This window comes from Actinacidiphila glaucinigra (assembly GCF_035918135.1).
Lineage (GTDB): Bacteria > Actinomycetota > Actinomycetes > Streptomycetales > Streptomycetaceae > Actinacidiphila > Actinacidiphila glaucinigra.
The window spans coordinates 5,303,074-5,327,955 of record NZ_CP109144.1; the positions used below are offsets into that span (position 1 = coordinate 5,303,074).

Annotated in this window: 16 protein-coding genes; 10 read left to right on the forward strand and 6 right to left on the reverse strand. The window is 72.6% G+C overall.

The window, feature by feature from the left end:
• Positions 1-9 precede the first annotated feature (9 nt).
• Entirely contained in the window at positions 10-1,527 is a 1,518-nt protein-coding gene (locus OIE69_RS23900) for an MDR family MFS transporter (RefSeq protein ID WP_392567672.1), read from the reverse strand.
• 334 nt (positions 1,528-1,861) lie between these two features.
• Between OIE69_RS23900 and OIE69_RS23905 the strand changes: the two genes are divergently transcribed.
• The 3 genes from OIE69_RS23905 to mfd all read left to right on the forward strand — a co-directional run bounded on the left by OIE69_RS23905 (position 1,862) and on the right by mfd (position 10,093).
• A complete protein-coding gene (locus OIE69_RS23905; protein ID WP_326575449.1) occupies positions 1,862-2,650 on the forward strand; it encodes an ABC transporter ATP-binding protein in 789 nt (262 codons plus the stop codon).
• Positions 2,647-5,226, forward strand: a complete 2,580-nt coding sequence (locus OIE69_RS23910; protein WP_326575451.1) for an ABC transporter permease — start codon at positions 2,647-2,649, stop codon at positions 5,224-5,226. The genes OIE69_RS23905 and OIE69_RS23910 overlap by 4 nt, the downstream gene beginning before the upstream one ends.
• A gap of 1,327 nt (positions 5,227-6,553) precedes the next feature.
• Complete coding sequence (gene mfd, locus OIE69_RS23915) at positions 6,554-10,093, forward strand: transcription-repair coupling factor (protein WP_326575453.1); 3,540 nt, start codon at positions 6,554-6,556, stop codon at positions 10,091-10,093.
• A gap of 85 nt (positions 10,094-10,178) precedes the next feature.
• Here the strand turns inward: mfd and OIE69_RS23920 are convergent, their stop codons facing one another.
• The gene (locus OIE69_RS23920; RefSeq protein ID WP_326575455.1) at positions 10,179-11,264 is read right to left on the reverse strand and encodes an acyltransferase; all 1,086 of its coding nucleotides are present in this window, start codon (positions 11,262-11,264) and stop codon (positions 10,179-10,181) included.
• A 580-nt stretch (positions 11,265-11,844) separates the two neighbouring features.
• Here OIE69_RS23920 and OIE69_RS23925 point away from each other — a divergent pair.
• The 5 genes from OIE69_RS23925 (at position 11,845) to OIE69_RS23945 (ending at position 15,920) form a co-directional block, all read left to right on the forward strand.
• Positions 11,845-12,492, forward strand: a complete 648-nt coding sequence (locus OIE69_RS23925; protein WP_326575457.1) for a DUF4956 domain-containing protein — start codon at positions 11,845-11,847, stop codon at positions 12,490-12,492.
• Positions 12,489-13,319, forward strand: coding sequence for a VTC domain-containing protein (locus tag OIE69_RS23930; RefSeq protein WP_326575459.1), 831 nt, complete (start codon positions 12,489-12,491; stop codon positions 13,317-13,319). Before OIE69_RS23925 ends, OIE69_RS23930 begins: the two co-directional genes overlap by 4 nt.
• Positions 13,316-14,209, forward strand: a complete 894-nt coding sequence (locus OIE69_RS23935) for a hypothetical protein (protein WP_326575461.1) — start codon at positions 13,316-13,318, stop codon at positions 14,207-14,209. The genes OIE69_RS23930 and OIE69_RS23935 overlap by 4 nt, the downstream gene beginning before the upstream one ends.
• 166 nt (positions 14,210-14,375) lie before the next feature.
• Complete coding sequence (locus OIE69_RS23940) at positions 14,376-14,798, forward strand: hypothetical protein (RefSeq protein ID WP_326575463.1); 423 nt, start codon at positions 14,376-14,378, stop codon at positions 14,796-14,798.
• A gap of 153 nt (positions 14,799-14,951) precedes the next feature.
• Positions 14,952-15,920 (forward strand): acyltransferase, encoded by a 969-nt coding sequence (locus OIE69_RS23945; RefSeq protein WP_392567673.1) that lies wholly within the window; start codon positions 14,952-14,954, stop codon positions 15,918-15,920.
• Between the two features lie 259 nt (positions 15,921-16,179).
• On the opposite strand, the gene OIE69_RS23950 is transcribed toward OIE69_RS23945, so the two are convergent.
• Positions 16,180-18,498, reverse strand: coding sequence for a glycosyltransferase (locus OIE69_RS23950; RefSeq protein ID WP_326575465.1), 2,319 nt, complete (start codon positions 18,496-18,498; stop codon positions 16,180-16,182).
• Positions 18,495-19,883: a hypothetical protein gene (locus OIE69_RS23955; protein ID WP_326575467.1), complete on the reverse strand. Its 1,389-nt coding sequence runs from the start codon at positions 19,881-19,883 to the stop codon at positions 18,495-18,497. The genes OIE69_RS23950 and OIE69_RS23955 overlap by 4 nt, the downstream gene beginning before the upstream one ends.
• Positions 19,884-20,337: 454 nt before the next feature.
• Between OIE69_RS23955 and OIE69_RS23960 the strand changes: the two genes are divergently transcribed.
• Positions 20,338-21,306: a glycosyltransferase family 2 protein gene (locus tag OIE69_RS23960; RefSeq protein ID WP_326575469.1), complete on the forward strand. Its 969-nt coding sequence runs from the start codon at positions 20,338-20,340 to the stop codon at positions 21,304-21,306.
• A 2-nt stretch (positions 21,307-21,308) separates the two neighbouring features.
• Positions 21,309-22,700, forward strand: a complete 1,392-nt coding sequence (locus OIE69_RS23965; protein WP_326581389.1) for a polysialyltransferase family glycosyltransferase — start codon at positions 21,309-21,311, stop codon at positions 22,698-22,700.
• Positions 22,701-22,718: 18 nt separating this feature from the next.
• On the opposite strand, the gene OIE69_RS23970 is transcribed toward OIE69_RS23965, so the two are convergent.
• Positions 22,719-24,248 carry a serine/threonine-protein kinase gene (locus OIE69_RS23970; RefSeq protein ID WP_326575471.1) on the reverse strand — a complete coding sequence of 510 codons (1,530 nt, stop codon included), beginning with the start codon at positions 24,246-24,248 and terminating at the stop codon, positions 22,719-22,721.
• On the reverse strand, positions 24,245-24,838 hold the full coding sequence (locus OIE69_RS23975) for a hypothetical protein (protein ID WP_326575473.1): 594 nt from the start codon (positions 24,836-24,838) through the stop codon (positions 24,245-24,247). The genes OIE69_RS23970 and OIE69_RS23975 overlap by 4 nt, the downstream gene beginning before the upstream one ends.
• Positions 24,839-24,882: the final 44 nt, after the last annotated feature.

Below are 24,882 nucleotides of genomic sequence, written 5' to 3' on the forward strand. Positions count from 1 at the left end.
TCCACGGGCTCACCGCACCGCCGGGTCGTCCTCCAGGACCGGGAAGCGGCGGGGGGCCACGAAGAGGACGGCGGCCAGGGCCAGGACCGCCGCGACGGCCGCGCCCGCGTAGACGTGGTTGACGGCCGCCGCGACGGCGCGGCGCACCTGCTCGTCGGCGTGGGCGACGCCGGCGATCGAGTCGAGGTCGGTGCCGGAGCCGTGCAGGCGCGAGGCGAGGGTGGCGTTGGCGACGGCGCCGAAGACGGCCGCGCCGACGCTCTGGCCGACCTGGCGGCAGAAGAGGATCGACGAGGTGGCGGTGGCCCGTTCGCTCCACGGGACGGTGGACTGCACACCGACGATCAGCGGGAGCTGGAAGAGGCCGAGCGCGCCGCCGAGCAGCAGCATCACCAGGGTGGGCTGCCAGGCCGGACCGGCGTAAGGGAGCATCACCAGCACGACGAGGACGACGGTGGCGGCCGCCATGCCCAGGGCGGAGGTGTTGCGGAAGCCGATGCGCAGGTAGACGCGGTTGCTGAGGGCGGCGGACAGCGGCCAGCTGAGCGTCATCACCGACAGCACGAAGCCCGCCGCGATCGGCCCGAGCCCGAGCACGGTCTGGGCGTACGTCGGGAGGAAGACCGTCGGGGCCACCATCAGCACGCCGAGCATGCCCAGGGCCAGGTTGACGGCGACGATCACCCGGCGCCGCCAGACCCAGCCGGGGATGATCGGCTCGGCGGCCCGGCGTTCGGCCCACACGGTGAGGCCGCCCAGGACGAGGCTGCCGCCGAGCAGCCACCACCGGGCGGGCCCGCTCTGGACGAGGCCGGTGATCAGCAGCCCGCCGGAGAGGAAGAGCAGCAGCGCGCCGGGCCAGTCCACCCGGTGCCGGGTCCGCTCGCCGACCCGTTCGCGCAGATGGCGGGAGATGAGCAGCAGCGCGACCGCGCCGACGGGCAGGTTGATCAGGAAGATCCAGCGCCAGCTGGAGTAGCCGGCGAACAGCCCGCCGCACAGCGGTCCGAGGACGGCGGAGACGGCCCAGACCGTGGAGATCGCCGCCTGGATGCGGCCGCGCTCCTTGAGCGGGTACAGGTCGGCGGCGATCGTCTGCACGGTCCCCTGGATGGCGCCGCCGCCGAGACCCTGCACGATGCGGAAGGCGATCAGCCCGGCCATGTTCCACGCCCCGGCGCAGAGCACCGAGCCCAGCAGGAAGATCCCGATGCCGGTCAGCAGCACGGGCTTGCGGCCGAAGGTGTCGGCGAGCTTGCCGTAGACCGGCAGGGTCACCGTGACCGCGAGCAGGTAGCCGGAGAAGAGCCAGGAGAAGACGGAGAAGCCGCCGAGCTCGCCGACGATCTGCGGCACCGCCGTGGAGATGATCGTGGAGTCCATCGCCGCGAGCGCCATGGCGAGCATCAGCGCGGCGACCACCGGACCGCGCCGCCGCGGCCCCTCGGCAGCCGCGGTGGCGGCTGCGGCCGCGGTCTGCTCGGTGCGCTCCACGGGACCCCCCTGGTTGTGTGTACGACACACGATTTCATGCCCGGCCCCCGCGCGCACAGGGGGTTCCCGCAGGCCGGAGGGCGGGGCTTGAACCTCCCGCGACCGGAGGGTGCACTCTCGACCCCGAGCCGGGTCAGCCGAAAGATGCAGGCCCCCTAGGGGTCGCACCGGACTTTTTCCTACCCCCGGTTCGTACCGGCGGAGGACGAGGGGGCCCTCCCGGGCTCCCTAGCCTTCTGGTGGGGGTAACCCCCGGGCCGATACGGAGACCCGCACCATCGTTCCGGCCCCCTCCCCGAAGCCAGTCTTGGTACGCGACGAAGCACGCCCGGAAACGGCGGCGCACCACTCGAACAGGAGCATCCACGTGACAACGGCAGTATCGATTCCCAAGTCCGGGGGCAGCGGAGAACGTACGGCCGTGGCCGCCCGGGCCCTTCAGGTCACCAAGGCGTACGGCTCGGGCGAGACCCGGGTCGTGGCCCTCGACGCGGTCGACGTCGACATCGACCGCGGCCGGTTCACCGCGATCATGGGGCCGTCCGGCTCCGGCAAGTCGACCCTGATGCACTGCCTCGCCGGTCTCGACACGGTGAGCGACGGCCGGATCTGGGTCGGTGAGACCGAGATCACCCAGCTGAAGGACAAGAAGCTCACCCAGCTGCGGCGGGACAAGATCGGCTTCATCTTCCAGGCCTACAACCTGCTGCCGACCCTCAACGCGGCCGAGAACATCACGCTGCCCATGGACATCGCCGGCCGCAAGGCCGACCCCCAGTGGCTGCAGCGCGTCGTGGAGACCGTCGGTCTGGCCGGCCGCCTCAAGCACCGGCCCGGCCAGCTCTCCGGCGGCCAGCAGCAGCGCGTCGCCGTGGCGCGCGCCCTCGCCGCCCGCCCGGAGATCATCTTCGGTGACGAGCCGACCGGCAACCTCGACTCGCGCGCCGGCGCCGAGATCCTCGGCTTCCTGCGCCGCTCGGTCGACGAACTCGGCCAGACCATCGTCATGGTCACGCACGACCCGGTCGCCGCCTCCTACGCCGACCGCGTCCTCTACCTCGCCGACGGCCGGATCGTCGACGAGATGCGGGACCCGACCGCCGACTCCGTCCTCGAGCGCATGAAGGACTTCGACGCGCGCGGGAGGACGTCGTGACCGTCGTCAAGACCTCGATGCGCAACTTCGTCGCGCACAAGGGACGCATGGCGCTGTCCGCCGTCGCCGTCCTGCTGTCGGTGGGCTTCGTCTGCGGCACGCTCGTCTTCACCGACACCATGACCTCCACCTTCGACAAGCTCTTCGCCGCCACCGCGTCGGACGTCACGGTCACGCCCAAGGGCGCGCCCAGCGACGACGAGATGCAGATGACCACCAAGGCGGCCACCTTGCCGGCCGCCACGGTCGCCCGGCTGAAGGAGGTCGACGGCGTCAAGTCCGCGACGGGCGAGGCCAACAGCCAGACCCTGACCGTCACCGACGCCGCCGGCGACAACCTCGGCCCGACCTCCGGCGCCCCCACCATCGCCACCAACTGGGACTCGACGGAGCTGCGTTCCGTCGACGTCACCTCCGGCCACGCCCCGCGCGGCCCCACCGAGGTGATGGTCGACGCCGACACCGCCGACAAGAAGCACCTCGAACTGGGCGACGAACTGCGCGTCATCGCCATCCCCGGCGAGTTCCACGCCCGGATCAGCGGCATCGCCACCTTCAAGGTCACCAACCCCGGTGCGGCGATCTTCTACTTCGACACCGCCACCACCCAGACCAAGGTGCTCGGCGCCAAGGACGTCTTCAGCAGCGTCGGCCTGACCGCGAAGCCCGGGGTCGGCGACGACCAGCTGAAGAAGAACGTCACCGCCGCCCTCGGCTCCACCGCCGGCTACAAGGTGCAGACCCAGGCCGAGTGGACCGCCGAGAACCAGAAGGACATCGCGGGCTTCCTCGACGTCATCAAGTACGCGATGCTCGGCTTCGCCGGGATCGCCGTCCTCGTCGGCATCTTCCTGATCGTCAACACCTTCTCGATGCTGGTCGCCCAGCGCACCCGGGAGATCGGCCTGATGCGGGCCATCGGCGCCAGCCGCCGCCAGGTCAACCGCTCGGTGCTGGTCGAGGCGCTGCTGCTCGGCGTGGTGGGCTCCGTGCTCGGCATCGGCGGCGGCGTCGGGCTCGCCGTCCTGCTCATGAACCTCATGGGCAGCGTGGGCATGAACCTCGACACCTCGTCCCTGACGGTCAAGGCCTCCACCCCGGTCATCGGGCTCGTCCTCGGCGTCGTGGTGACCGTCCTCGCCGCCTACCTGCCCGCCCGGCGGGCCGGCAAGGTCTCCCCGATGGCCGCGCTGCGCGACGCCGGCACCCCCACCGACGGCCGGGCCGGCAAGGTGCGCGCCGCGATCGGACTGGTCCTCACCGTCGCGGGCGCCGCCGCCCTGCTCGCCGCCGTGCAGGCCACCAAGGCCGCGGACGGCTCGATGTTCCTCGGCCTCGGCATCCTGCTCACCCTGGTCGGCTTCGTGGTCGTCGGGCCGCTGCTCGCCGGCGTCGTCGTCCGGGTGATCAGCGCGGGCGTCCTGCGGATCTTCGGGCCGGTCGGCCGTCTCGCCGAGCGCAACGCGCTCCGCAACCCGCGGCGCACCGGCGCCACCGCCGCCGCCCTCATGATCGGCCTCGCGCTCGTCGCCGCCCTGTCGGTGGTCGGCTCCTCCATGGTGGCCTCGGCGACCGACCAGCTCGACAAGTCCGTCGGCGCCGACTTCATCATCGCCTCCGACAGCGGCCAGCCGATCACCCCGCAGATCGAGCGGGCCATCAAGGCCGCGCCGGACCTCGCCCACCTCACGGACTACAAGTCCCTCGATGTCAAGCTCACCGCCCCCGACGGATCGGTGTCCGACACCTCCCTGACCGCCGCGGACCCGACGTACGCCCAGGACCTGCAGGTCAAGACGGTCGCCGGCGAGCTGTCGGCCGCGTACGGCGCGAACGCGATGTCGGTCGGCGAGGACTTCGCCGACAAGCACAAGGTCAAGCTCGGCGACAAGCTCTCCGTCCGCTTCGAGCACGGGGACACCGCCGCGCTGACGGTCGCCGCCATCACCTCCGCGGACACCGTCTTCGACCAGGGCGCGATGTACACCAACCTCACGACCGCGGCACGCTACGTCCCGGCCGACCGGATGCCGATCAACGACATCATGTTCGCCGCCGCCAAGGACGGACGGCAGGACGCGGCCTACGCGGGGCTGAAGAAGGCGCTGCACGACTTCCCGCAGGTCCAGGTCCGCAACCAGGCCGACTACAAGCAGATGCTCAAGGACCAGATCGGCCAGCTGCTCAACCTGATCTACGGCCTGCTGGCCCTGGCGATCATCGTGGCGATCCTGGGCGTCGTGAACACCCTCGCCCTGTCGGTGGTGGAGCGCACCAGGGAGATCGGCCTCATGCGGGCGATCGGCATGTCGCGGCGTCAGCTGCGGCGCATGATCCGCCTGGAGTCGATCGTCATCGCCCTCTTCGGCGCGGTGCTCGGCCTCGGCCTCGGCATGGGCTGGGGCGCCTCGGCCCAGCAGCTGCTGGCGCTCCAGGGGCTCGGGATCCTGGAGATCCCCTGGCCGACGATCATCACCGTCTTCATCGGTTCGGCCTTCGTCGGACTGGTCGCGGCGCTGGTGCCGGCGTTCCGGGCGGGCCGGATGAACGTGCTCGGCGCGATCGCGACGGAATAGCGCGCGGAGCGCGCGCAGCGCGCTGCGGCCCCGGGTACGTGTTCTGCGTGCCCGGGGTCGTTGTCGTGTGCGGGTTGGTTGCGCCTGCGGCGGGCATCCCCCGCCCTCCCTCCCGATTGCCCCGGATGGTTGGTGCGGGCCTCGCGCGTGCGTGGTGGGCCGGGGGCGGGGCCTCCGGGGCTGCACGTCCTGGACTGGGTTATTTACGTGCATGGCGGGCGGTCCAATTGGTGCCGTCTGTGCCGCACACAAATATCCCGCAGCGTCCAGAACATCCACCCCTACGACCCCGCCCCCTCCGTTTCGGAAGGCGACCAACGGCCGGTGGGGGGTGATGGGGGGCGCCCCTCCCCGCACCGCTGGGAACCGCCCCCAGCAGGAGGTCCCCGGCCGCAGGCCGAGCAAGGGTGCGCGCACCCGTGGCCGGGGGTGGTACCTCCCAGTGGACGGCTGACGCACCTCGCCTGCGGGTGCTCGCAGGGCTTGCCTGTGTCACGGCGACGCCGCAGGTCGCCAGGCGGCAGATCACGACGATTGCCGATGGGGGGGACGACCCCTGACCTCCGGCGGGCGGCCGACTCGCAACCAGGTTCAGCGTTGGAACCACACCGACCGCACCGCATCAGGCCGCCCCTGGCCGAAGCCTGAGGGAGGGCGGGAACGCGCACACGACAACAGGCCTTTCACCTCAGCCCCATGGCCGTGGGCGTTCGGTAAGACGCGTGCGGCAACCCCGGACCGCCTCACCCCCCTCCGGCCGTCAGTCGCCCCGTCATAGGGAGGGGGCGGGGTCGTAGGGGTGGATGTTCTGGACGCTGCGGGATATTTGTGTGCGGCATCCGGGGCACAACAAGTACCGCCCGCCATGCACGTAAATAACCCAGTCCAGGACGTGCAGCCCCGGAGGCCCCGCCCCCGGCCCACCACGCACCCTGCGAGGCGGTCACTGACCGCGCCGGATGGGGGTCCCCCCGGCCGAAGGCTGGGGGAGGGCGGGAGGGCGGGGGACAGCCCGCCGCAGGCGCAAACAACCCCGCACACGATAACCGGGCAGCCCGGGGCACCCGGACCGCAGGCGCAACGCACCCGCACACAACCACCGGCCGCAAGGGGCACCCGGACCGCAGGCGCAACGCACCCGCACACGACAACCGGGCGGCCCGGCGCAGCCGCCCGCAGGCGCAGACAACCCGCACACGACAACCGGGCCGCACAGCTCACGGCACCGGGCGTCCGCGGAGCGTCGTACGCTGGGACACCCCGGCTCGTTCGACGCGTCGGGCCGTTCGCGTTGCCCTGCCTGTCTGCCCTTGGGACGGAAAGCCACATGAGCCTCAACGGTCTGCTCGACGTCGTCGTGGACGATCCCGCGCTCGCGGAGGCGGTCCGCGGCGCCGCGGACGGCAACCGCCCGCACGTCGACCTGGTGGGTCCGCCCGCCGCCCGCCCGCTGGCCCTGGCCGCGCTCGCGGCCCGCGCCGGCCGCACCCTGCTGGCGGTGACGGCGACCGGCCGCGAGGCCGAGGACCTGGTCGCGGCCCTGCGGTCGCTGCTGCCCGAGGACTCCGTCGTGGAGTACCCGGCCTGGGAGACGCTGCCGCACGAGCGGCTGTCGCCCCGCTCGGACACGGTGGGCCGCCGGCTGGCCGTGCTGCGCCGGCTGGCGCACCCCAGCGCGGACGACCCGACCGCCGGCCCGGTGCGCGTCGTGGTCGCGCCGATCCGCTCCGTGCTGCAGCCGCAGGTCAAGGGCCTGGGCGATCTGGTCCCGGTGGCGCTGCGGACCGGGCGGACCGCCGATCTGAACGAGGTCGTGGACGCCCTGGCCGCCGCCGCGTACGCCCGGGTGGAGCTGGTGGAGAAGCGCGGTGAGTTCGCCGTGCGCGGGGGGATCCTGGACGTCTTCCCGCCCACCGAGGAGCACCCGCTCCGGGTGGAGTTCTGGGGCGACGACGTCGAGGAGATCCGCTACTTCAAGGTGGCCGACCAGCGCTCGCTGGAGGTCGCCGAGCACGGCCTGTGGGCGCCGCCCTGCCGGGAGCTGCTGCTCACCGAGGAGGTGCGGGCCCGCGCCGCCGAGCTGGCGGAGGAGCACCCGCAGCTGCGCGAACTGCTGGACAAGATCGCCCAGGGCATCGCCGTGGAGGGCATGGAGTCCCTCGCCCCGGTGCTGGTCGACGACATGGAGCTGCTGCTGGACGTGCTGCCGGCCGGGTCGCTGACCGTGGTCTGCGACCCGGAGCGGGTCCGTACCCGGGCCGCCGACCTCGTGGCGACCAGCCGGGAGTTCCTGGAGGCCTCCTGGGCGGCCACCGCCGGGGGCGGCGAGGCGCCGATCGACCTGGGCGCGGCCTCGCTGTGGAGCATCGCGGACGTGCGCGACCGAGCCCGTGAGCTGGGCGTCCCCTGGTGGTCGGTGAGCCCGTTCGCGGCCGATGACGAGCTGGACGACGACACCCTCAAGCTCGGCATGCACGCTCCCGAGGTCTACCGGGGCGACACTGCCCGGGCGCTGGCCGACACCAAGGGCTGGCTCGCCGAGGGCTGGCGCGCGGTCTTCGTCACCGAGGGCCACGGCCCCGCCGCCCGCATCGTGGAGGTGCTGGGCAACGAGGGCATCGCGGCCCGCCTGGACACGGGTCTCGAGGGCCCGGTCGAGCCCTCCGTGGTCCATGTGGCCTGCGGCTCGCTGGAGAGCGGCTTCATCGACCCGGCCCTGAGGATCGCGGTCCTCACCGAGACGGACCTGTCCGGCCAGAAGTCCTCCACCAAGGACATGGGCCGCATGCCGTCCCGGCGCCGCAAGACCATCGACCCGTTGACGCTGCAGGCGGGCGACTTCATCGTGCACGAGCAGCACGGCGTCGGCCGCTACGTGGAGATGGTGCAGCGCACCGTCCAGGGCGCCACCCGCGAGTACCTGGTGGTCGAGTACGCCCCGGCGAAGAAGGGCCAGCCGGGCGACCGGCTCTTCGTGCCCACCGACCAGCTGGAGCAGATCACCAAGTACGTCGGCGGTGAGGCGCCCTCGCTGCACCGGCTCGGCGGCGCGGACTGGACGAAGACCAAGGCGCGTGCCAAGAAGGCGGTCAAGGAGATCGCCGCCGACCTGATCCGGCTGTACTCCGCCCGCATGGCGGCGCCCGGCCACACCTTCGCACCGGACACCCCCTGGCAGCGGGAGCTGGAGGACGCGTTCCCGTACGCGGAGACCCCGGACCAGCTCACCACGATCGCCGAGGTCAAGGAGGACATGGAGAAGTCGGTCCCGATGGACCGGCTGATCTGCGGCGACGTCGGCTACGGCAAGACCGAGATCGCGGTGCGGGCGGCCTTCAAGGCCGTGCAGGACGGCAAGCAGGTGGCCGTCCTGGTGCCCACCACCCTGCTGGTGCAGCAGCACTTCGGCACCTTCTCCGAGCGCTACTCGCAGTTCCCGGTCGTGGTGAAGGCGCTCTCCCGTTTCCAGACCGACGCCGAGGCCAAGGCCGTCCTGGAGGGCCTGCGGGAGGGGTCGGTGGACGTCGTCATCGGCACCCACCGCCTGTTCTCGTCGGAGACCAAGTTCAAGGACCTGGGCCTGGTCATCGTCGACGAGGAGCAGCGCTTCGGCGTGGAGCACAAGGAGCAGCTGAAGAAGCTCCGAGCCAACGTCGACGTGCTGACGATGTCCGCCACGCCGATCCCGCGCACCCTGGAGATGGCGGTCACCGGCATCCGCGAGATGTCGACGATCACCACCCCGCCGGAGGAGCGGCACCCGGTGCTGACCTTCGTCGGCCCGTACGAGGAGAAGCAGATCGCCGCCGCGGTCCGCCGCGAACTGCTGCGCGAGGGCCAGGCCTTCTACATCCACAACCGGGTGGAGAGCATCGACAGGGCCGCCGCGCGGCTGCGCGACCTGGTGCCCGAGGCGCGGATCGCCACCGCGCACGGGCAGATGGGCGAGTCCGCGCTGGAGCAGGTCGTGGTGGACTTCTGGGAGAAGAAGTTCGACGTGCTGGTCTCCACGACGATCGTCGAGTCCGGCATCGACATCTCCAACGCCAACACGCTCATCGTCGAGCGCGGCGACACCTTCGGCCTCTCCCAGCTGCACCAGTTGCGCGGCCGGGTCGGCCGCAGCCGCGAGCGCGGTTACGCGTACTTCCTGTACCCGCCGGAGAAGCCCCTCACCGAGACCGCGCACGAGCGGCTGGCGACCATCGCCCAGCACACCGAGATGGGCGCCGGCATGTACGTCGCCATGAAGGACCTGGAGATCCGCGGCGCGGGCAACCTGCTCGGCGGCGAGCAGTCCGGTCACATCGCGGGCGTCGGCTTCGACCTGTACATCCGCATGGTCGGCGAAGCCGTCGCCGACTACCGGACCGCGCTGGAGGAGGGCGGCGGCGAGGCCGAGGAGGCCCCGCTGGAGGTCAAGATCGAGCTGCCGGTCGACGCGCACGTCCCGCACGACTACGCGCCGGGCGAGCGGCTGCGGCTGCAGGCCTACCGGTCGATCGCCGCGGTGAACTCCGAGGAGGACATCAAGGCCGTCCGCGAGGAGCTCACCGACCGGTACGGCAAGCTCCCGGAGCCGGTGGAGAACCTGCTGCTGGTCGCCGGGCTGCGGCTGCTGGCCCGCCGTCTCGGGGTCAGCGACATCACCCTGCAGGGCAACAACGTCCGCTTCTCGCCGGTGGAGCTGCGGGAGTCGCAGGAGCTGCGGCTCAACCGCCTCTACCCCCGCACGGTGGTGAAGCAGGCGGCCAGGCAGATCCTCGTGCCGCGTCCCGCCACGGCGCGGATCGGCGGCAAGCCGGTGGTCGGCCGGGAACTGCTGGCGTGGACGGCCGAGTTGCTGACCGCGGTCCTGGACGGCTGAGGCCTCAGGGGACGCGACAGGGCCCCGTCCGCGCGAGGTCGAGGCGCGCGGACGGGGCCCTGTCGTTCGGCAGGTGCCCCGCGGTTCAGCCCAGCAGGCGGCGGAGGTTCAGCCGGCCCCACAGCAGGCTGGCGGCGAACGACAGCACCATCACCGCCAGGACCAGCCCGACCAGCAGCACCGCGGCCACCGGCCCGCTCAGGTCCGGCGAGACCACGCGGTGGACCAGTTCCTCGACGAAGAGCACGTGCACCATGTACGCGCCCAGCGCCGCGCCGGCCAGGTGCTTCAGGCGCGGCTGGAAACGCTCGGGGACGCGGATCCGGCTGACCAGCAGCAGGACGCAGACGCTCATCGCGGCAACGAACACGTGGGCGTTGGGGATCACGTAGTGGACCCGCGTGTTGTACCAGAGGCACGCGGCCATGGTGAGCGGCAGCAGCACGATCAGCCACCGGCGCCGCGGGACGGCGCCGGACGGCAGGGCGAAGAGCATGGCGCCGCCGACCGCGTACACGAGGGAGTAGGTGCCGAAGCCCCAGGCCACGGGGGGCAGGTCGGTGTGGGTCCAGTCCCCGACCAGGGCGAGTGCGCTCGGCAGGACGGCGATGCCCAGCAGCGCCGCCCCCAGCCCCCAGGGCCGCTTGCCGTCCTTGATCAGCATCGCGAAGGCGAGCAGCACGATGATGGGGATGTAGTTGTACATGAACCACAGGTGGTAGGCGGGCTGCACGGAGCCGAGGAGCGAGTCCCTCGCGAGCTCGGTCATGGGCCGCTCGTTGCGGTCCCGGAGCCAGGCCCACACCAGGTACACCGCCGTCCACGCGAAGAGCGGGACGGTGTTGCGGACGATCCGCTGCCACATCCGGGCGCTGTCCCGCGGCGGGGCGCCGACCAGCACCGCCCACCCGGCGATCGCGAAGTACATGGGCACCGCGAACGGGTTGACCGCCTCGGCCACATGCCCCGCCCAGTACGAACCGGCCCCGTGGGACGGGTCGTTCCCGGTCGAGCGGATGAACTGGGAGCCCACGTGCCCGAGCATGACGGTGGCGGAGCACAGCAACCGCATCAGGTCGATGTCATAGCGGTGTTCCCGCGCGTCGGCGGAGTGTCCGGGGGAAGCGGAACTGCGCTGCAACGGCAGTCGCACGGCTGTTTCATTCGACACCGCGCGATGATCGGGCACGTGGGTGTCGCGGAACCGAACGGTCGCCCAACTCCCCGGGTCCCGGCGGTATCGGTACGGTCTCGTTCCGCCGGGCGCTCCCCGGGGGCCGCGGGTGCCCGGTGGGGCCGGCGGAACTCCGTCCGCCGGTGTGCCCGTTCACCCTTGGTGCACCCGGATGTGACGGGGGCGTCCCGCGTCATCCGCCGCGGTCCTCTCTCACTCCTTCGGGTGTCGCCGTCCGGTGGCCGGAACGCGTGCGCGGTGCCGCGTTCCCCCTTCCCGCCTGGGGTTTCCCTCCCGGTCCGGCGTCCGAGGGTGCCTGCGGGCGGCTTGCCCGCCGCGGGGCACGGGGCTAGCGTCCGGCATCGCTGGACGAATTGTCCGGCGTTGGTGGACGGCGCCGGGGTCCGCCGGCGCCCGCCCACGCCGGGGAACTCCGCCCCGCGCACCGATGACCCCCGGGCCCCGGGGATCCGCCGCCCCATCCCCCTTTCCAGGACGGATCCCCGGGACCCGGGCCCACGACCCGGCCCCCGGAGGAAGACATGCCCGGACCACACCCGCCCGCGCGGTGCCGCGCATGACGCACGGACCCTGGGACCTGCTCGCCCGTGGAGGACTCGACGTCCTGGCCCTGATGGTGCTGGTGGGCCTGCTCTACCGGCGCGGCTGCCCGGCCCCGCAGATGCCGCTGGTGCTGACGTCCCTCAACGTCGGCCTGTTCGCGGCGATGAGCGCGATGGGCGCGGGCTCGTTCCCGGCCGGCGTGGGCTTCGGGCTGTTCGGGATGCTCTCCCTGGTGCGCCTGCGCAGCACCGCCTTCACCGCCCGGGACGTCGCCTACACCTTCACGGCGCTGGTGATCGCCCTGTGCGGGGGCCTGCCGCAGCGGGAGATCTGGCTGCTCGTGGCGCTGGACGCGCTGGTGCTCGCGGCCGTGCTGGTCGTCGACGACCCGCACGCCCACCGGCCGACCCGGACGGTGCGCCTCACCCTGGACCGCCTGTACGCCGATCCCGCGGCGGTCCATCGGGAGGTCGTGCTGCGGTTCGGCCAGGAACCGCTGGCGGTGCTCGTGGACGAGGTCGACTTTGTGCGCGAGACGACCCGGGTGTCGGTCCGCTACCGCGGCGACTCGCCCCTGGGCTGGGGTCTGCCGGACGACGGCGCGGGGCCGGCCGCCGGGCGGAGCGGCCAGGACGGCCTGCTCGAGAGCAGGCTCGTATGACCGGCCCGGGACCCTTCGCCGAGGTGCTCGGGCTGGCCCGGTTGCGCGGGGCGAGCCTCGCGGAGGTCGACGCCGCCGCGGCCCTGCAGCACCGCGTCGACCGCAAGTACCTGCTGCCGGTGCTGTCGGCACGCTGCCTGGTCGCCGCCCTGGCGCCGACGCACCATGTGCTGGACCTCGGCGGCCGCCGCACCACCGGCTACCGCAGCACGTACTTCGACACCGCCGGGCTCGGCGCCTGGCACGCCCACGTGCAGGGGCGCAGAAGGCGCTGGAAGGTCCGCACCCGGCTCTACGTCGAGGACGCGCTGTGCCGGGTCGAGGTCAAGACCAAGGACGGCCGCGGCGCCACGGTCAAGCACGCCCGCACCCTCGCCGCCTGGGAGTACGGGCTGATCGGGGCCGGGGCGGCCGCCTTCGTCGACGACGTGCTCGGCGGCGCCGGGGTACCGGTCCGCGCCGGGCTGCTGGCCCCCGCGGGCGAGATCCGCTACGTCCGCGCGGCCCTCGCCGACCTGGCGGCCGGCAGCCGGGTCACCGTCGACGGCCGGCTCACCTGCCACCGCGGCCGGGCGACGGCCGCGCTCGACCAGGGCTTCGTCCTGGTCGAGACCAAGGGCGGTCCCCGGCCGGGCACCGCCGACCGGCTGCTGATGGACCTGGGGGTGCGGCCGCTGCCGCTCAGCAAGTACGTCGTGGGGCAGGTCCTGCTCGTCCCCGGCCTCCCCGGCAACGACGTGCTCCGCCTGGTGCGGCACTGCTTCCACGCACCCGTGCGCACCGGACCGGCCGCCCGGGCCCCCGGCCCGGCCGGGCCCGCGCGGTGAGCACGGCCCGCCGCAGGGCCCCCGCCCGCCCCCGGGCCCCCCGTGCGGGCCGGCGGTACCCGGCCGTCACCCTCGCCGCCGCTGCGGCCGTCGTCCTCGGCCTGATCGGCACCCACGCCACCGCGCCCGCCGGATCCGGGACGGGCACCGCGGTGCGGCGGATCGAGCAGGACCCGCCGCCCCCGCTGTTCCCGGACGCCGAACTGCGCGGCTGGACATCGCGGCTCGACGGGCAGCGGCGGGCCGCCGACACGCTGTACGCCCGGTGGCGGGCAGGGCACGGCACCGCCCGCGACGACCCGGCGTTCGTCCGCTGGGCGGCGCAGCAGGTGCCCGGCCCGCCCCCGGAGGCCGGACGCGCCGCCGGACTGGGGCAGGTCCGCGGCCTCGCCCGCACGCGGACCGCCGCCGGCCGGACGGCCGCCGCCTGGCTGACCGCCCACGGGGAGCGCGACATCTGGCGCCTGTACCTGGAGGACCAGCGCGAACTGATGTCCCGGGCCGAGGGTGAGGCCGCCCGGGCCCGTCTGGACGCCGCGCTGGAACTCGCCGGGACGATCAACGACCGGCTCGCCGGGCACTACCGGCGCCGCGGCCCCGCCGCCCTCGACCCGGCGCTGCGCCCCGACCGGACGGCCACCCCGGCCGCCGGCTGCGTCTGCGCCTATCCGGCGGCGCCCGCCGCGCTCTCCTCCGCGGCCGTCGCCGTCCTCAGCGCCCTCGCCCCGCGGCGCGCCGCCGAGTACCGCTGGATGCAGGCGCAGGTGGTGCACGCCCGGCTCTACACCGCCGACCACCTGCGGGACGACCTCCTCGCCGGTGCCTTGCTCGGCTCACTGGTCGGCGATTACATCCGGGCGGCGCAGACCCGGGGAACGAGCCGCGCATGACGGACGCCACCCCCTGTGACCTGCGACGTCCGCGCTCCTCCACGCCAGGTTCACCTGGACGCCACCCCGGGACCGCCGGACTTCACCAGGTTCGCACCTCGCACCCCCCACGGTGTCCCATAGTCTGCCGGGGCAGGTGAAATCGGACAGCGACCGGAACGGATCCATGGACATCGCCGTCTTCGCCGAGGCGCCGGAGGCCGTGAGCCCCGCCACCGCGCCGCGCGGCGCCGACCCCCGCGCGGAGCACGACGCGGGCCGCCGGGCGGACGCCCCCGGGGCACCCCTCTCCCACAGCGAGGCCGGCGCCCACGAGATCCCCCGCGGCGAAATCGGGGAAACGGGGTACACGGAGGTCCAGGAACTGTTCGGCATCACCCGGTTCGGAGAGCGGATGAACCTCGCGTCGAGGCCGGCGGGCACGGACGGCCCGGCCGCCCGGCCCGCCGATCCGCTGCCCTCCGTGCCCGCGATGACGGACCGGACCGCGGACACACCTGCCCGCGGTGTCCGTGCACTGCACCACCACCATCCGACCCCCGAGCCCGGCCGGACCCCGGTCGCGCTCCGCGAGCGCACCCGGGAGTGACCGCCGATCTCCGCCCAGACGACCACCGCCGCCCCCGTCCTCACCACCGGTCACGCGACCGGGACGAGCGAGGCGTCCGCCGCGCCCGCCGCCCGGCCGCGTGAGCACAGACACGACATCGACCTGCTGCGCGTCCTGTGCTCCATCGGTGTCATCGTCTGCCACGCCGCAGGCCAGCTCATCAACGCCGTGGGCCGCGAGCCCGCCGGAGGCCGGCCCGTCTACTGGACCGGGCTCGTCGCGGACGGGCTGACCCGGTGCGCGGTGCCGCTCTTCTTCGCGATCGCCGGCTGGGTCGTGCTGGTCGGCGCCACCCCCAGGGACGGCACGCAGGTCCGCAGACGGCTGACCCGCATCGTGCTGCCGATGGGCGTGTGGACCGCCGCGTACCTCGCCTGGGACTGGATCCGGGACACCAACTCCCGGCCCACGCAGCGGCTGGCATTCGAGTCGCTGTTCGGCTCCATCCAGCCCGCCTACCACCTCTGGTACCTCTACGCCTATGTGCCGGTGATCCTGCTGCTCTCGCTCGCCGCCCTGATCAAGGCGGGGAAGCGGCCCTGGGCCCTGGGCAGCCTGCTCGTCCTGCTGGCCATCGCGCCGACCTTCCTGGGCGACATCGGCAAGGTCCTCCACGTGGGCCTGCCCGACTTCGAGTGGAACCTCTCCCCGTACCAGGTCGCCTACGCCGCCGCCGGCTCCGCGCTCCTCGCGCTGCCGCTCGCGGCCACCACCGGGCGCCGCCGGCGCCTGATGTGGCTGGCGGGCGGGATCTGCGCGTGGGCCGCGGTCGTGGCGTACGAGCACTGGGTGCACTACCCCTCGCCCTACGCGGGGCTGGCCGTGCCGTTCCTGGCGGGCGCCCTGGTCATGGCCCTCAACCGGATCAGCATCCCCGAGCGCCTGCGGCCGCTGGTGTCCCGGCTCGGCGGTGCGGCCTTCGGCGCCTACCTGGTGCACCTGATGTTCCTGCGGGCGCTCGCCCCGCACCTCGTCTCCGCGGACGCGGGCTGGCTGGGCGCCGCCGTCATGATCACGCTACTGGTGACGGGGACCGTGGTCCTCTCCTTCGCCACCAGCCTGCTGTGGACGCGCCTGCGGCTCAACCGCTGGCTGGGCTGACCCCGCACGACACAGGAGCCCCCCGCCGCGGCGGGGGGCTCCTGCGTGATCACCTCAGCGCGCCGCCATGGCCGGCCCCGGGCGCCGCCACGGGCCGCTGGACGACCGGCGTCCGGGCGAACAGGCCGAGTTCCCGCACCGGCATGATCAACAGCGGGTGGACGCGCGCGACGGCGCGCGAGGTGCGGAGGACGCGAAGGAGGGGCGCCGTGTCGGCGACACGGCGCCCCTCACCGAAGGACCGGCCCTCCGGGGAGGCTCAGCCGAGGACGGTCTTCAGCTTCGCCACGTTGTCCTGCGTCACCTTCCACAGCGCCTCCTGGCGTCCGTGGACGTCGGCGACCGTTGCCGACAGGTTGTCCAGGATGCCGATGGAGCGCTCCGCGAGGATGGCGCCGAGATTCCGGTCGTGCACCGAGACGCCCCACTCCGGGCGCTCGATGTCGGACAGGAAGTACGCCATCTTCGGGTGGGAGATCAGGCTGATGATGGGCGTGCCGCAGCCGAACGGGATCATGCCCGCGTGGCCGCGCATGCCGATCACCAGCTTGGTGCGCGCGAAGGCGGTGCGCAGCTGGTCGGTGTCGAAGTCGTACATCGGCTCGACCGGCATCGAGATGCCGTACTCACGCCGCAGGTCGAAGACGAAGCGCTCGTCGTCCAGGGCGTGGGCGGCGTAGCGGACCTCGGCGTGCTTGCCGATGGCGCGGACCGCGGTGGCCATCTCCCGCAGGAAGTGGTCGTAGTCGTGGCCGAAGCGCAGCCCCGCGCGGTCGTAGGCGCAGTTGATCAGCACCGTGTCGTCGCGCTTCACCGGGTCCTGCCAGCCGGGCACCAGTTGGCGGGAGACGGTCGTCGGGCAGGGCTGGAAGAGCACCCGGTCCTGCAGCTCCGCGGGGAGCAGCGCGCGGACCTTCTCCACCGAGCCGTGGTTGCGCAGACCGAAGAACGCCGACTTGGAGACCAGCAGCCGCAGGCTCTCCTCGAAGCGGCGGCGCGTGTACGACTGGCCGTCGAAGGCGTTGTAGCCGACCGCGAAGACCGCCAGCGGGACGTCGATCTTCTCCAGCAGCCGGTCCGGCACGTTCCACTGCCAGGCGCTGTTGCCGTTCGGCGAGGTGTCCGGGATGAACAGGCCGCCGCCGCCGATGACCAGGCCGCGGCGCGAGTTCACCCGCTCCAGGGCCGCCTCGTCGAAGAGCTTGTGCGCGTGGATGGAGTGCCAGCTGCGGTCGCCGGTGTCCGGGCCGAAGCAGAGCCGGACCGTCTCGGGCAGGATCTTGTCGCCCGCGTTGCCCTGGCGCTCCATGTAGAACGCCACGTGCGCCAGCTGCTCGGAGGGGCCGCCGGCCTCGGCCGGGCGGGCGGCGATCGCCTCCGCGCGCTCGTACGAGATCCGGCAGGCGCGGTCGCTGACGTCCGCGTTGAGGCCGGCCAGGGCGTACTCGCGGGAGGCCGCGTTGTCGCCGAGGACCCACGCCATGTTCGCCAGCCGGCCGAAGGGACGGGCGGCGGCCGGCGCGTGGGCCGTGGAGAGCAGCAGGTGGGCGGTGGCCTCCTCGTAGCGGGAGGTGGCCATCAGCGCCTGGCCGAGCAGCTCGTGGGAACGGCTCTCGTCGGCGGGGATGGGGGAGCGGCCGAGGATCTCCACCGCGTCCTCGTAGCGGCCCTTGGCCAGGTACGCCTCGGCGACCTCGCGGACGGCGTCGTGCCGGCCCTCGCTCGCGACCAGGTGGCGGCCGAAGTGGATCAGCAGGTCCGGGTGCTTCTCGTCGGGCAGCGCCAGGAAGCGCTCGACGAAGTCCGCGTGGGGGAGGTCGTACTCCTGCCACGCCGCCTCGGCGCCCGAGTAGCCGTGCTCGCCGCCGTTCCACGGCTTGTGGCGGCCGGTGAAGTGGAGGATGGCGACGTCCTCCTCGCCGGGGGAACGGTCCCCGGACAGGCGGCGCTTCACGAAGTTGTAGCGCGGGTCGATCTTGATGAACGTGCCCGCGAGCAGGGCGTTGAGGATGCCCTGGTCGTGCTTGTCGAGCTCGTACGTGCCGGCGGTGCCGACGGCGTCGATCCGCGCGCAGAACTCGTCGGTGAGGTAATCCTTCTGGATCACCAGCAGGCCGCTGTTGAGCTTCGACTGGTCCAGCAGGAACTGCGGCACCGCGCCGACGCCGTCCCGCATCCGCAGCAGCTCGGCCAGGTCGCCGAGGACGACCATGTCGGTGTCGAGCGTGATCACCGTGTCGTAGTCGCGGATCCGGAAGACGTCGAGGATGAAGTACGCCTTGCGGACCAGGTAGTTCTCCGGGTCGCCCTTGACGAAGTCGTCGTAGCGCTCGGGGACCACGCGGCGCATCACGATGCGCGGGTGCAGCTTGCGGATCTCGGTGATCGACGCCGGCTGCAGGTCGTCGTAGAGGACGACGAAGTCCTCGCACACAGTGGGGTTGGTCAGTGCCAGGCTGCGCAGCAGGGTGAGGAAGCCGGGCAGGTAGTTCTCGTCTACGTACGACGCGAAGGCGACGCGGCGCTTGCCGGTCAGCGTCTCGCTCCGGGTCGCCGGAACCGGGACAGAGGCGGTCATCGGAGCGATATCCTCATTTCAGTGACTTCCTGGGCGCGGGCCATGACCCACTCCTTCTCGTCCGAGTAGCCGTGCGCGGTGGCGATCGGGAGCTTCATGGCTTCCTGAAGGCGGTAGGCACCGCTGTCGTAGAAGTCGAACCCGATGAGGTCGATCTTCGGGCTGACGTCCAGGAAGTCCAGCAGCCACAGCATGTTGAAGCCGCTGGTGGGGATCGAGGGCATCACGTCCTCGCCGACCCGGCCGATCTCGCGCACCGGCCAGCGCAGCGTCCGGTCGCCCACGTAGCGCTGGGCGCCGGGGACCAGGCGGCGGCGGACCGAGTTGCGCCACTGGTGGTGGCTGCCGCTGAAGACCAGCCGCGTCTCGACCTTCTTGTCCCAGTTGTAGTTGTGCAGGTGGATCGTCGCGTGGATGTCGGTCTTGGTTCCGGTGGCCGGCGCCTCGATCCGGTAGGAGTTGAAGCGGACGACGAGGTCGTAGGCGTCGATCTCCTGACCCATCGTGCTGGTGCCCACCCGCTGGGAGTTGGCGACCAGGCAGATCGTCTTCCCCGCGATCAGGTTGCGGAAGTCGCTGAGGGCGAGCATCTCCGTACCGGTCAGCCCGGGGTCCGGGATCGGGTCCAGCTCGCGCAGCCGGCGGTCGTCGGCGTACAGCCCGAGCAGCCGGGCCGAGCCGGCCAGCCGGCCGCGGTCCCGCTCCAGGCGGAGGTTCACGTAGTCCGTCAGCGCCGCGCGCACGGAGGTGGCGGGACGGTCCTGCTCGGTCATCGAGACAAGCGCGGCCACGAGCCGGGGCTCGGCACGCTCCCAGTCGCCGGCCTCCTTGAGGGCCAGGCCCTCCGCCCACAGCTCGGTGTCCGGGACGCCCTGGAACTCACGGGCGCCGGGGGCCTCGTGCTGGAGCAGCTCCAGCGTCTCGGCCAGGCGCTCACCGCTCTCCTGGAGCTTGGTGATGCGGCCCGCGATGTTGAGGTCGTCGTTGGGGGTGAGGGCCAGGAAGCGCTCGTACGCGGCGATGGTGGCGGCGTCGTCGCCCAGCGCGTCCATCAGGCGCGCCCGCAGCCGCCAGCCGGCCCGGGACTGCTTGCGGACGCCGAAGATCGTCTCGGTGATGCGCGTCGCGAGCCGCAGCTCGTCGGCGCCGCGCACGTCCACGGCCTTGTTGCCCACCTCGAGGAGGGCGTCGAAGACCTCGGGGTTCGACTTCGGCCAGGTGCTCTTCCCCCCGGAGAGCGCGGCGGCGTCCCCGGGGTCGGTCATCGCGGCCGCGTACCGGGCGAGGAGTTCCCGGATGGCTTCGGCGAGCTGGCCCTTCTTCCAGTCCAGGTTCTTGACGAGTTTGCCGCCGTGGACGGCGCAGGACCGGACGCACTCCGCCACGGAAACCGAAGCGATCGGAATATCCGCCCCCGCGGCGTTGTCCAATCTTTTCTCGAGCCATCCAGCCCGGAACTTGACCATGCTGCTCCCAACAATGACACGGCCGCTGGGGAGAACTGCATGGGTTTCCCGCGCGGATCAACAGACCCCGCCCGGGGTACCTCGACGCACATGGACACGCGCACGGCACATGGGGCGGAGGCGATCACCATAGGGAGCGGATGTGACGTCCGAGTGAACGAGGATCTAATCGGATGCGAACGACCTGGGTGGCGGTCCGAGGGTGTTGCGGGCGACGTGCGGAAAAGCGGGAGTTCGCATTCCGTATTCCCTGTGTTCATCTTGCGGAAGCATTCTCGACGCCCGTTCTGGATCTAGTCCTATACGCTTGCCCTCCGGCGCCGTCCGGGGGGCCGGAGTCCGTGGCCCGCCTCGAGATCGTCTGGATTCCCAGGTGCCCAAACTTTCGGTAATCGTTCCCTTCCGCAATATTCAGGCATACGCACCGGACATGTTGTGCGGGCTTGCCAACAACGCGGGGGCGGACACCGAGTTCATCCTCGTCGACGACCACTCGACGGACGGCACCCCGGAGATCCTCGACCACTGGGAGCGCCGGCTGCCGGGCCTGAGGGTGATCCGGCACGAGGAGAACAAGGGCGTCGCCCAGTCCCGCAACACCGGACTGGACGCGGCCCGCGGGCAGTACGTGACCTTCCTGGACGGCGACGACTGGTACGCCCGCGGCTACCTCGACGAGCTCGTCGCCGGCATCGAGGGCCTGGGCTGCGACTTCGTGCGCACCGGGCACGTCAAGGCCACCGGCGCCGAACGGGTCGTGCACCGCCCGCCGGCCAGGCGCTGGGACGCCGTGCTCGACCCGCGCGACGCGATCGCGCCCTCGCACGTGTCCACCATGGTCGACTATCCCTTCGTCTGGGCCGGGATCTACCACCGCCGGCTCTTCGAGGACGGCGGTATGCGCTACAGCACCGGCCTGCGGACCGCGGAGGACCGCGAGTGGGTCTGGCGGCTGCACCTGACGGCCGAGTCCTTCGCGGTGATCCGCCCGCTCGGCGTCTTCTACCGGCGCGGGGTCAGCGACTCCCTCACCCAGATCAGCGACGGCCGGCAGTTGGACTTCATACCCGCCCACGACGCGATACTCGACGGCGTCCTCGCCGACCGCGAGGCCGACCGCTTCCTGCCCAAGATCGTGCGCACCTACTGCGCGCTGATCGCCTTCCACATGTCCAACGTGCGGCGCTACGACGCCGAGACCGGCCGGCAGCTCAGACGGCAGTCCGCCGCGGCGCTGGCCCGCATGCCGCAGGACGTCCTGGACCGGACCCTGGCCGAGATGGACATCCAGCGCGCGGACGTGCTCCTGCGGCTGCGCGCCGACGCGCGGAAGGCGGCGTGACGATGACCGTGACGATGGCGGACCCCGCCGAGGAGAGCATGAACCACGACCGGGCCCAGATCTTCGAGGTCTCGACCCTCTACGGCGCCGCGACGCTCGCCGCCGCGCTGGACGCCGGTGCCTTCGGGCCGCGTACCGGCACCCGGCGCATCCTGCTGGTGAGCAACAACGCCCCGGTCCCCGAGACGGTCGTCCAGCTCTCCGACATGCACGGGTACCGGCGGATCGTCACCCGCTTCGACGAGGTCGTCTCGTGGAACGAGGTGATCCACCCGCACCGCCCCTCCCAGTGGGCCCCGTCGGAGGACGAGAGCTCCATCTGGCAGCGGCTGTTCCGGCACTCCTGGGGCCTCGGCGACGTCCCGGTCGAGCTCGTGGTGGAGTCGATCCAGGTCAACCCGGCACGCGCGCTCGCCACGATCTTCGCCGAGAGCGCCGTCCACGTGTACGCGGACGGCCTGATGAGCTACGGGCCCACCCGCGAGAAGCTGCCCGGCCCTCTCGGCAACCGCGTCCAGCGGGTCCTCCACCTCGACCTGGTCCCCGGACTGCGCCCGCTGCTGCTGGCGGAGACCGGCGCGGAACCCGAACTCGTCCCCGACGACGCCTTCCGGGCCGTCCTCAAGGAGATCGCCGTCGAGGCGGCGGACGACCCCCGGCTCACCGCGCTCGCCGAGGACCCGCCGACCGCGGTGCTGCTCGGCCAGTACCTCGCCGCCCTGCGCATCCTCAGCCCGCAGGAGGAAGAGGAACTGCACGTCACCATGGTCCGCGGCGCGATCGCCGCGGGGCACCGCTCGATCGTCTTCAAGCCCCACCCCACGGCTCCGGCCGGCTACTCCAAGGCGATGGAGGAGGCCGCGGCGGCCGAGGGCGCACGGCTGCGCGTCCTCGACGGCCCGCTGCTGGCCGAGACGCTGTACGAGGTCTGCCGGCCGCGTCTGGTCGTCGGCTGCTTCTCCACCGCGATGCTCACCGCGAGCGCCTACTGCGACGTCGCGATCGCACGGGCCGGGACCCGGCTGGTACTGGACCGGCTCACTCCCTACCAGAACAGCAACCGCGTCCCGCTGACCATCGTCGACCACCTCGTGCCCGACGTCGCCGTCCCCGACGGCCGGGGCGGCGCGGCCGGGGAACTCGCCGCGCTCGTACGGGCCGTGGGCTTCTGCATGCAGCCCAGGATGCACCCCGGGCTGCGCGAGGAGACCGCGGCGTGGCTGCGGGACAACCTCGGCCCGGACACCGAGCACTACTTCCGGCGCCGCCGCCTCACGTCGCTGGGGCTGCCCGGCGGCGGCCCGCTCAGCGCCACCCAGCGGCTGCGCGGCAACACCACCGTGCGCCGGATGGTGCGCGTGGCCCGCCGCCTGCGCGCCCGCGCCGGACGGTAGTCCCCGGGCCGCCACGGCCTAGCGGCCCACCTGCCCCAGCCAGGTCAGCGTCCGCCGGACCTCCAGCGAGAAGGGGTGGTGCGGGCCGTGCACCCGGTCGGAGTCGTACAGCAGACGGGACAGCACGTCGTGGGCTGCCATGCGGTCGCCCACCGACAGCAGCAGGTGGCCGATGCGGCGCCGCACCTCCAGCGGCAGGTCAGGGTCGGTGGCGCGGTACTGCTCGAAGGAGGGCAGCAGCGCCCGGTACTCGGCGAGCGCCGCGGGGGCCTCGCCCAACTGCTCCAGGCACTGCGCGGCCTCGTAGCGGTACTGCAGCGACTGACGCCCCAGCGGCCCCGACTCCGCGGCGAGTTCGTCCGCGAGCCGGCGCAGCTCCGGCAGGGCGCGGCGGTACTGGCCGTCCTCCATCAGCGTGGCCGCGTACTGCTTGCGCAGCATCCGTACGACCGGTGACTGCTCGCCGTGCTTCTCCGCGGCGGCCGGCAGCACGCCGCCCAGGATGTCGACCGCCTGAGTGATGCGGCCGGCGTCGAGCAGCCGCTTCACCTCGTCGACCGCCTCCGCGATGCCGTGGCCCGCGGAGGCCGCGGTCCCGCCCGGGGCGGGGGTGGGCTGCGACGGGGCGGCCGGCCGGTCCGGCCACGGGGCGAGCGGTCGCAGGAAGGGGCGGGTGGGGTCCATCGGCCCGAGGGGGCGGTGGACGGGGCCGGGCACCGGCAGCAGCGGCGCCAGCCTGCGGTAGGTCTCCTGGGCGTCGGCCGGCCGGTGCTGCGGTTCCTTCGCCAGCAGCTGCAGCACCAGCGCCTCCAGCGGCTCCGGCACCTCCGGGCGCACCTGCCGCAGCGGCACGGGCTGCTCGTACAGGTGCCGGTGGAGCACGCCGAGCGCCGTGGAGCCCGCGAACGGGACGGTGCCGCTGACCAGTTCGTGCAGCAGCACCCCGAGCGCGTACAGGTCCGTGCGGGGCCCGACGGCGCCGCTCATCGCCTGCTCCGGCGCCATGTACGCGGGGGTCCCGATGGGCGTGCCGGTGTGGGTGAGCCGGGTCGTGTCGGTGTCGAGCACGGAGGCGACGCCGAGGTCCAGGACGACCACGGTGCCGTCAGGACGCACCATCACGTTGCGGGGCTTGAGGTCGCGGTGCACGATCGGCACCGCGTGCACCGCCGCCAGCACGGCGCACAGCTGCGCCGCGACGGCGACCGCCCACGGCCAGGGGTAGGGGTCGTGCTCGGCGAGGTGGTCGGCGAGGTCGGCGCCCTCCACGTACTGCATGACGAAGTACAGCTCGTCGGCGTCGCTGCCCGCGTCGTGGACGGTGACCAGCCCCGGATGGTCGACCTGTGCGGTGACCCGGCACTCCCGCACGAAGCGCCGGCGCAGCTCCTCGGCGTCGGCGCCGCCGGCCACCTTGTCCGGGCGCAGCAGCTTCACGGCCACCCGCCGGTCCAGCCGCCGGTCGTACGCGGTCCACACCTGGCCCATGCCGCCCTGGCCGAGGACCGTGGCCAGCTCGTATCGGCCGGCGACGATCCGACCGTTCACTGACCGCCCTCCTGCTTGCGCAGCAGGTCGCTCAGCTCGTCCAGTTCCGCCCGCACCTGGTTGATCCGCGGCTGGTGCGGGGGCGCGGGCGGCTGCGGCGGCACGGGCGTCTGCGGCGCGGGGGGCGGGGGCGGGGCCGGTGCCGGCGGGGTCGCGCGGTACGGGTTGTAGTCCGCCTGCGGGTGCGGCGGTGCCTGCTGGTGCGGCGGCGGGAACGGCACGGTCGTGGCGTACGACGGGTAGCCGGGCGCCCCTTCCGCCCGTGCCAGCGCCAGGTCGGCCACCAGGTAGTGGACGCCGACCAGGGGGACGAGGGCGAAGGCGGTGATCAGCGCGGCGTCGGTCCAGGAGCTCTCCTCCGGCAGGCTGCCGATCGTGGCGAAGGAGGCGATGCTCACCGCGGTTCCGGTCCAGAAGAAGACCCAGTCCATGGTCCGGCGCCGTCGGACGGCCAGGTGCAGCAGGGGGAGGCAGGACAGGAAGCCGCAGCTGATCGCGGTGATCGCGAGGAAGATGGCACGGAGGGTGGTCGCCGTGGCCTTGGACTGAGCGGGTGGGTACGGCGGGACCGGACCGGGGCCGTTCGTCACTGCTCTCGGACTCCCTGGGACATCAGTGCGGGGGACAGCTGCGA

Excerpts from the sequence above, each read along its gene's own strand:
- OIE69_RS23950 (WP_326575465.1), bottom strand. The coding sequence starts at position 18,498 with ATGACCGCCTCTGTCCCGGTTCCGGCGACCCGGAGCGAGACGCTGACC.
- OIE69_RS23965 (WP_326581389.1), top strand. The coding sequence starts at position 21,309 with ATGACCGTGACGATGGCGGACCCCGCCGAGGAGAGCATGAACCACGAC.
- OIE69_RS23940 (WP_326575463.1), top strand. The coding sequence starts at position 14,376 with ATGGACATCGCCGTCTTCGCCGAGGCGCCGGAGGCCGTGAGCCCCGCC.
- OIE69_RS23925 (WP_326575457.1), top strand. The coding sequence starts at position 11,845 with ATGACGCACGGACCCTGGGACCTGCTCGCCCGTGGAGGACTCGACGTC.
- mfd (WP_326575453.1), top strand. The coding sequence starts at position 6,554 with ATGAGCCTCAACGGTCTGCTCGACGTCGTCGTGGACGATCCCGCGCTC.
- OIE69_RS23930 (WP_326575459.1), top strand. The coding sequence starts at position 12,489 with ATGACCGGCCCGGGACCCTTCGCCGAGGTGCTCGGGCTGGCCCGGTTG.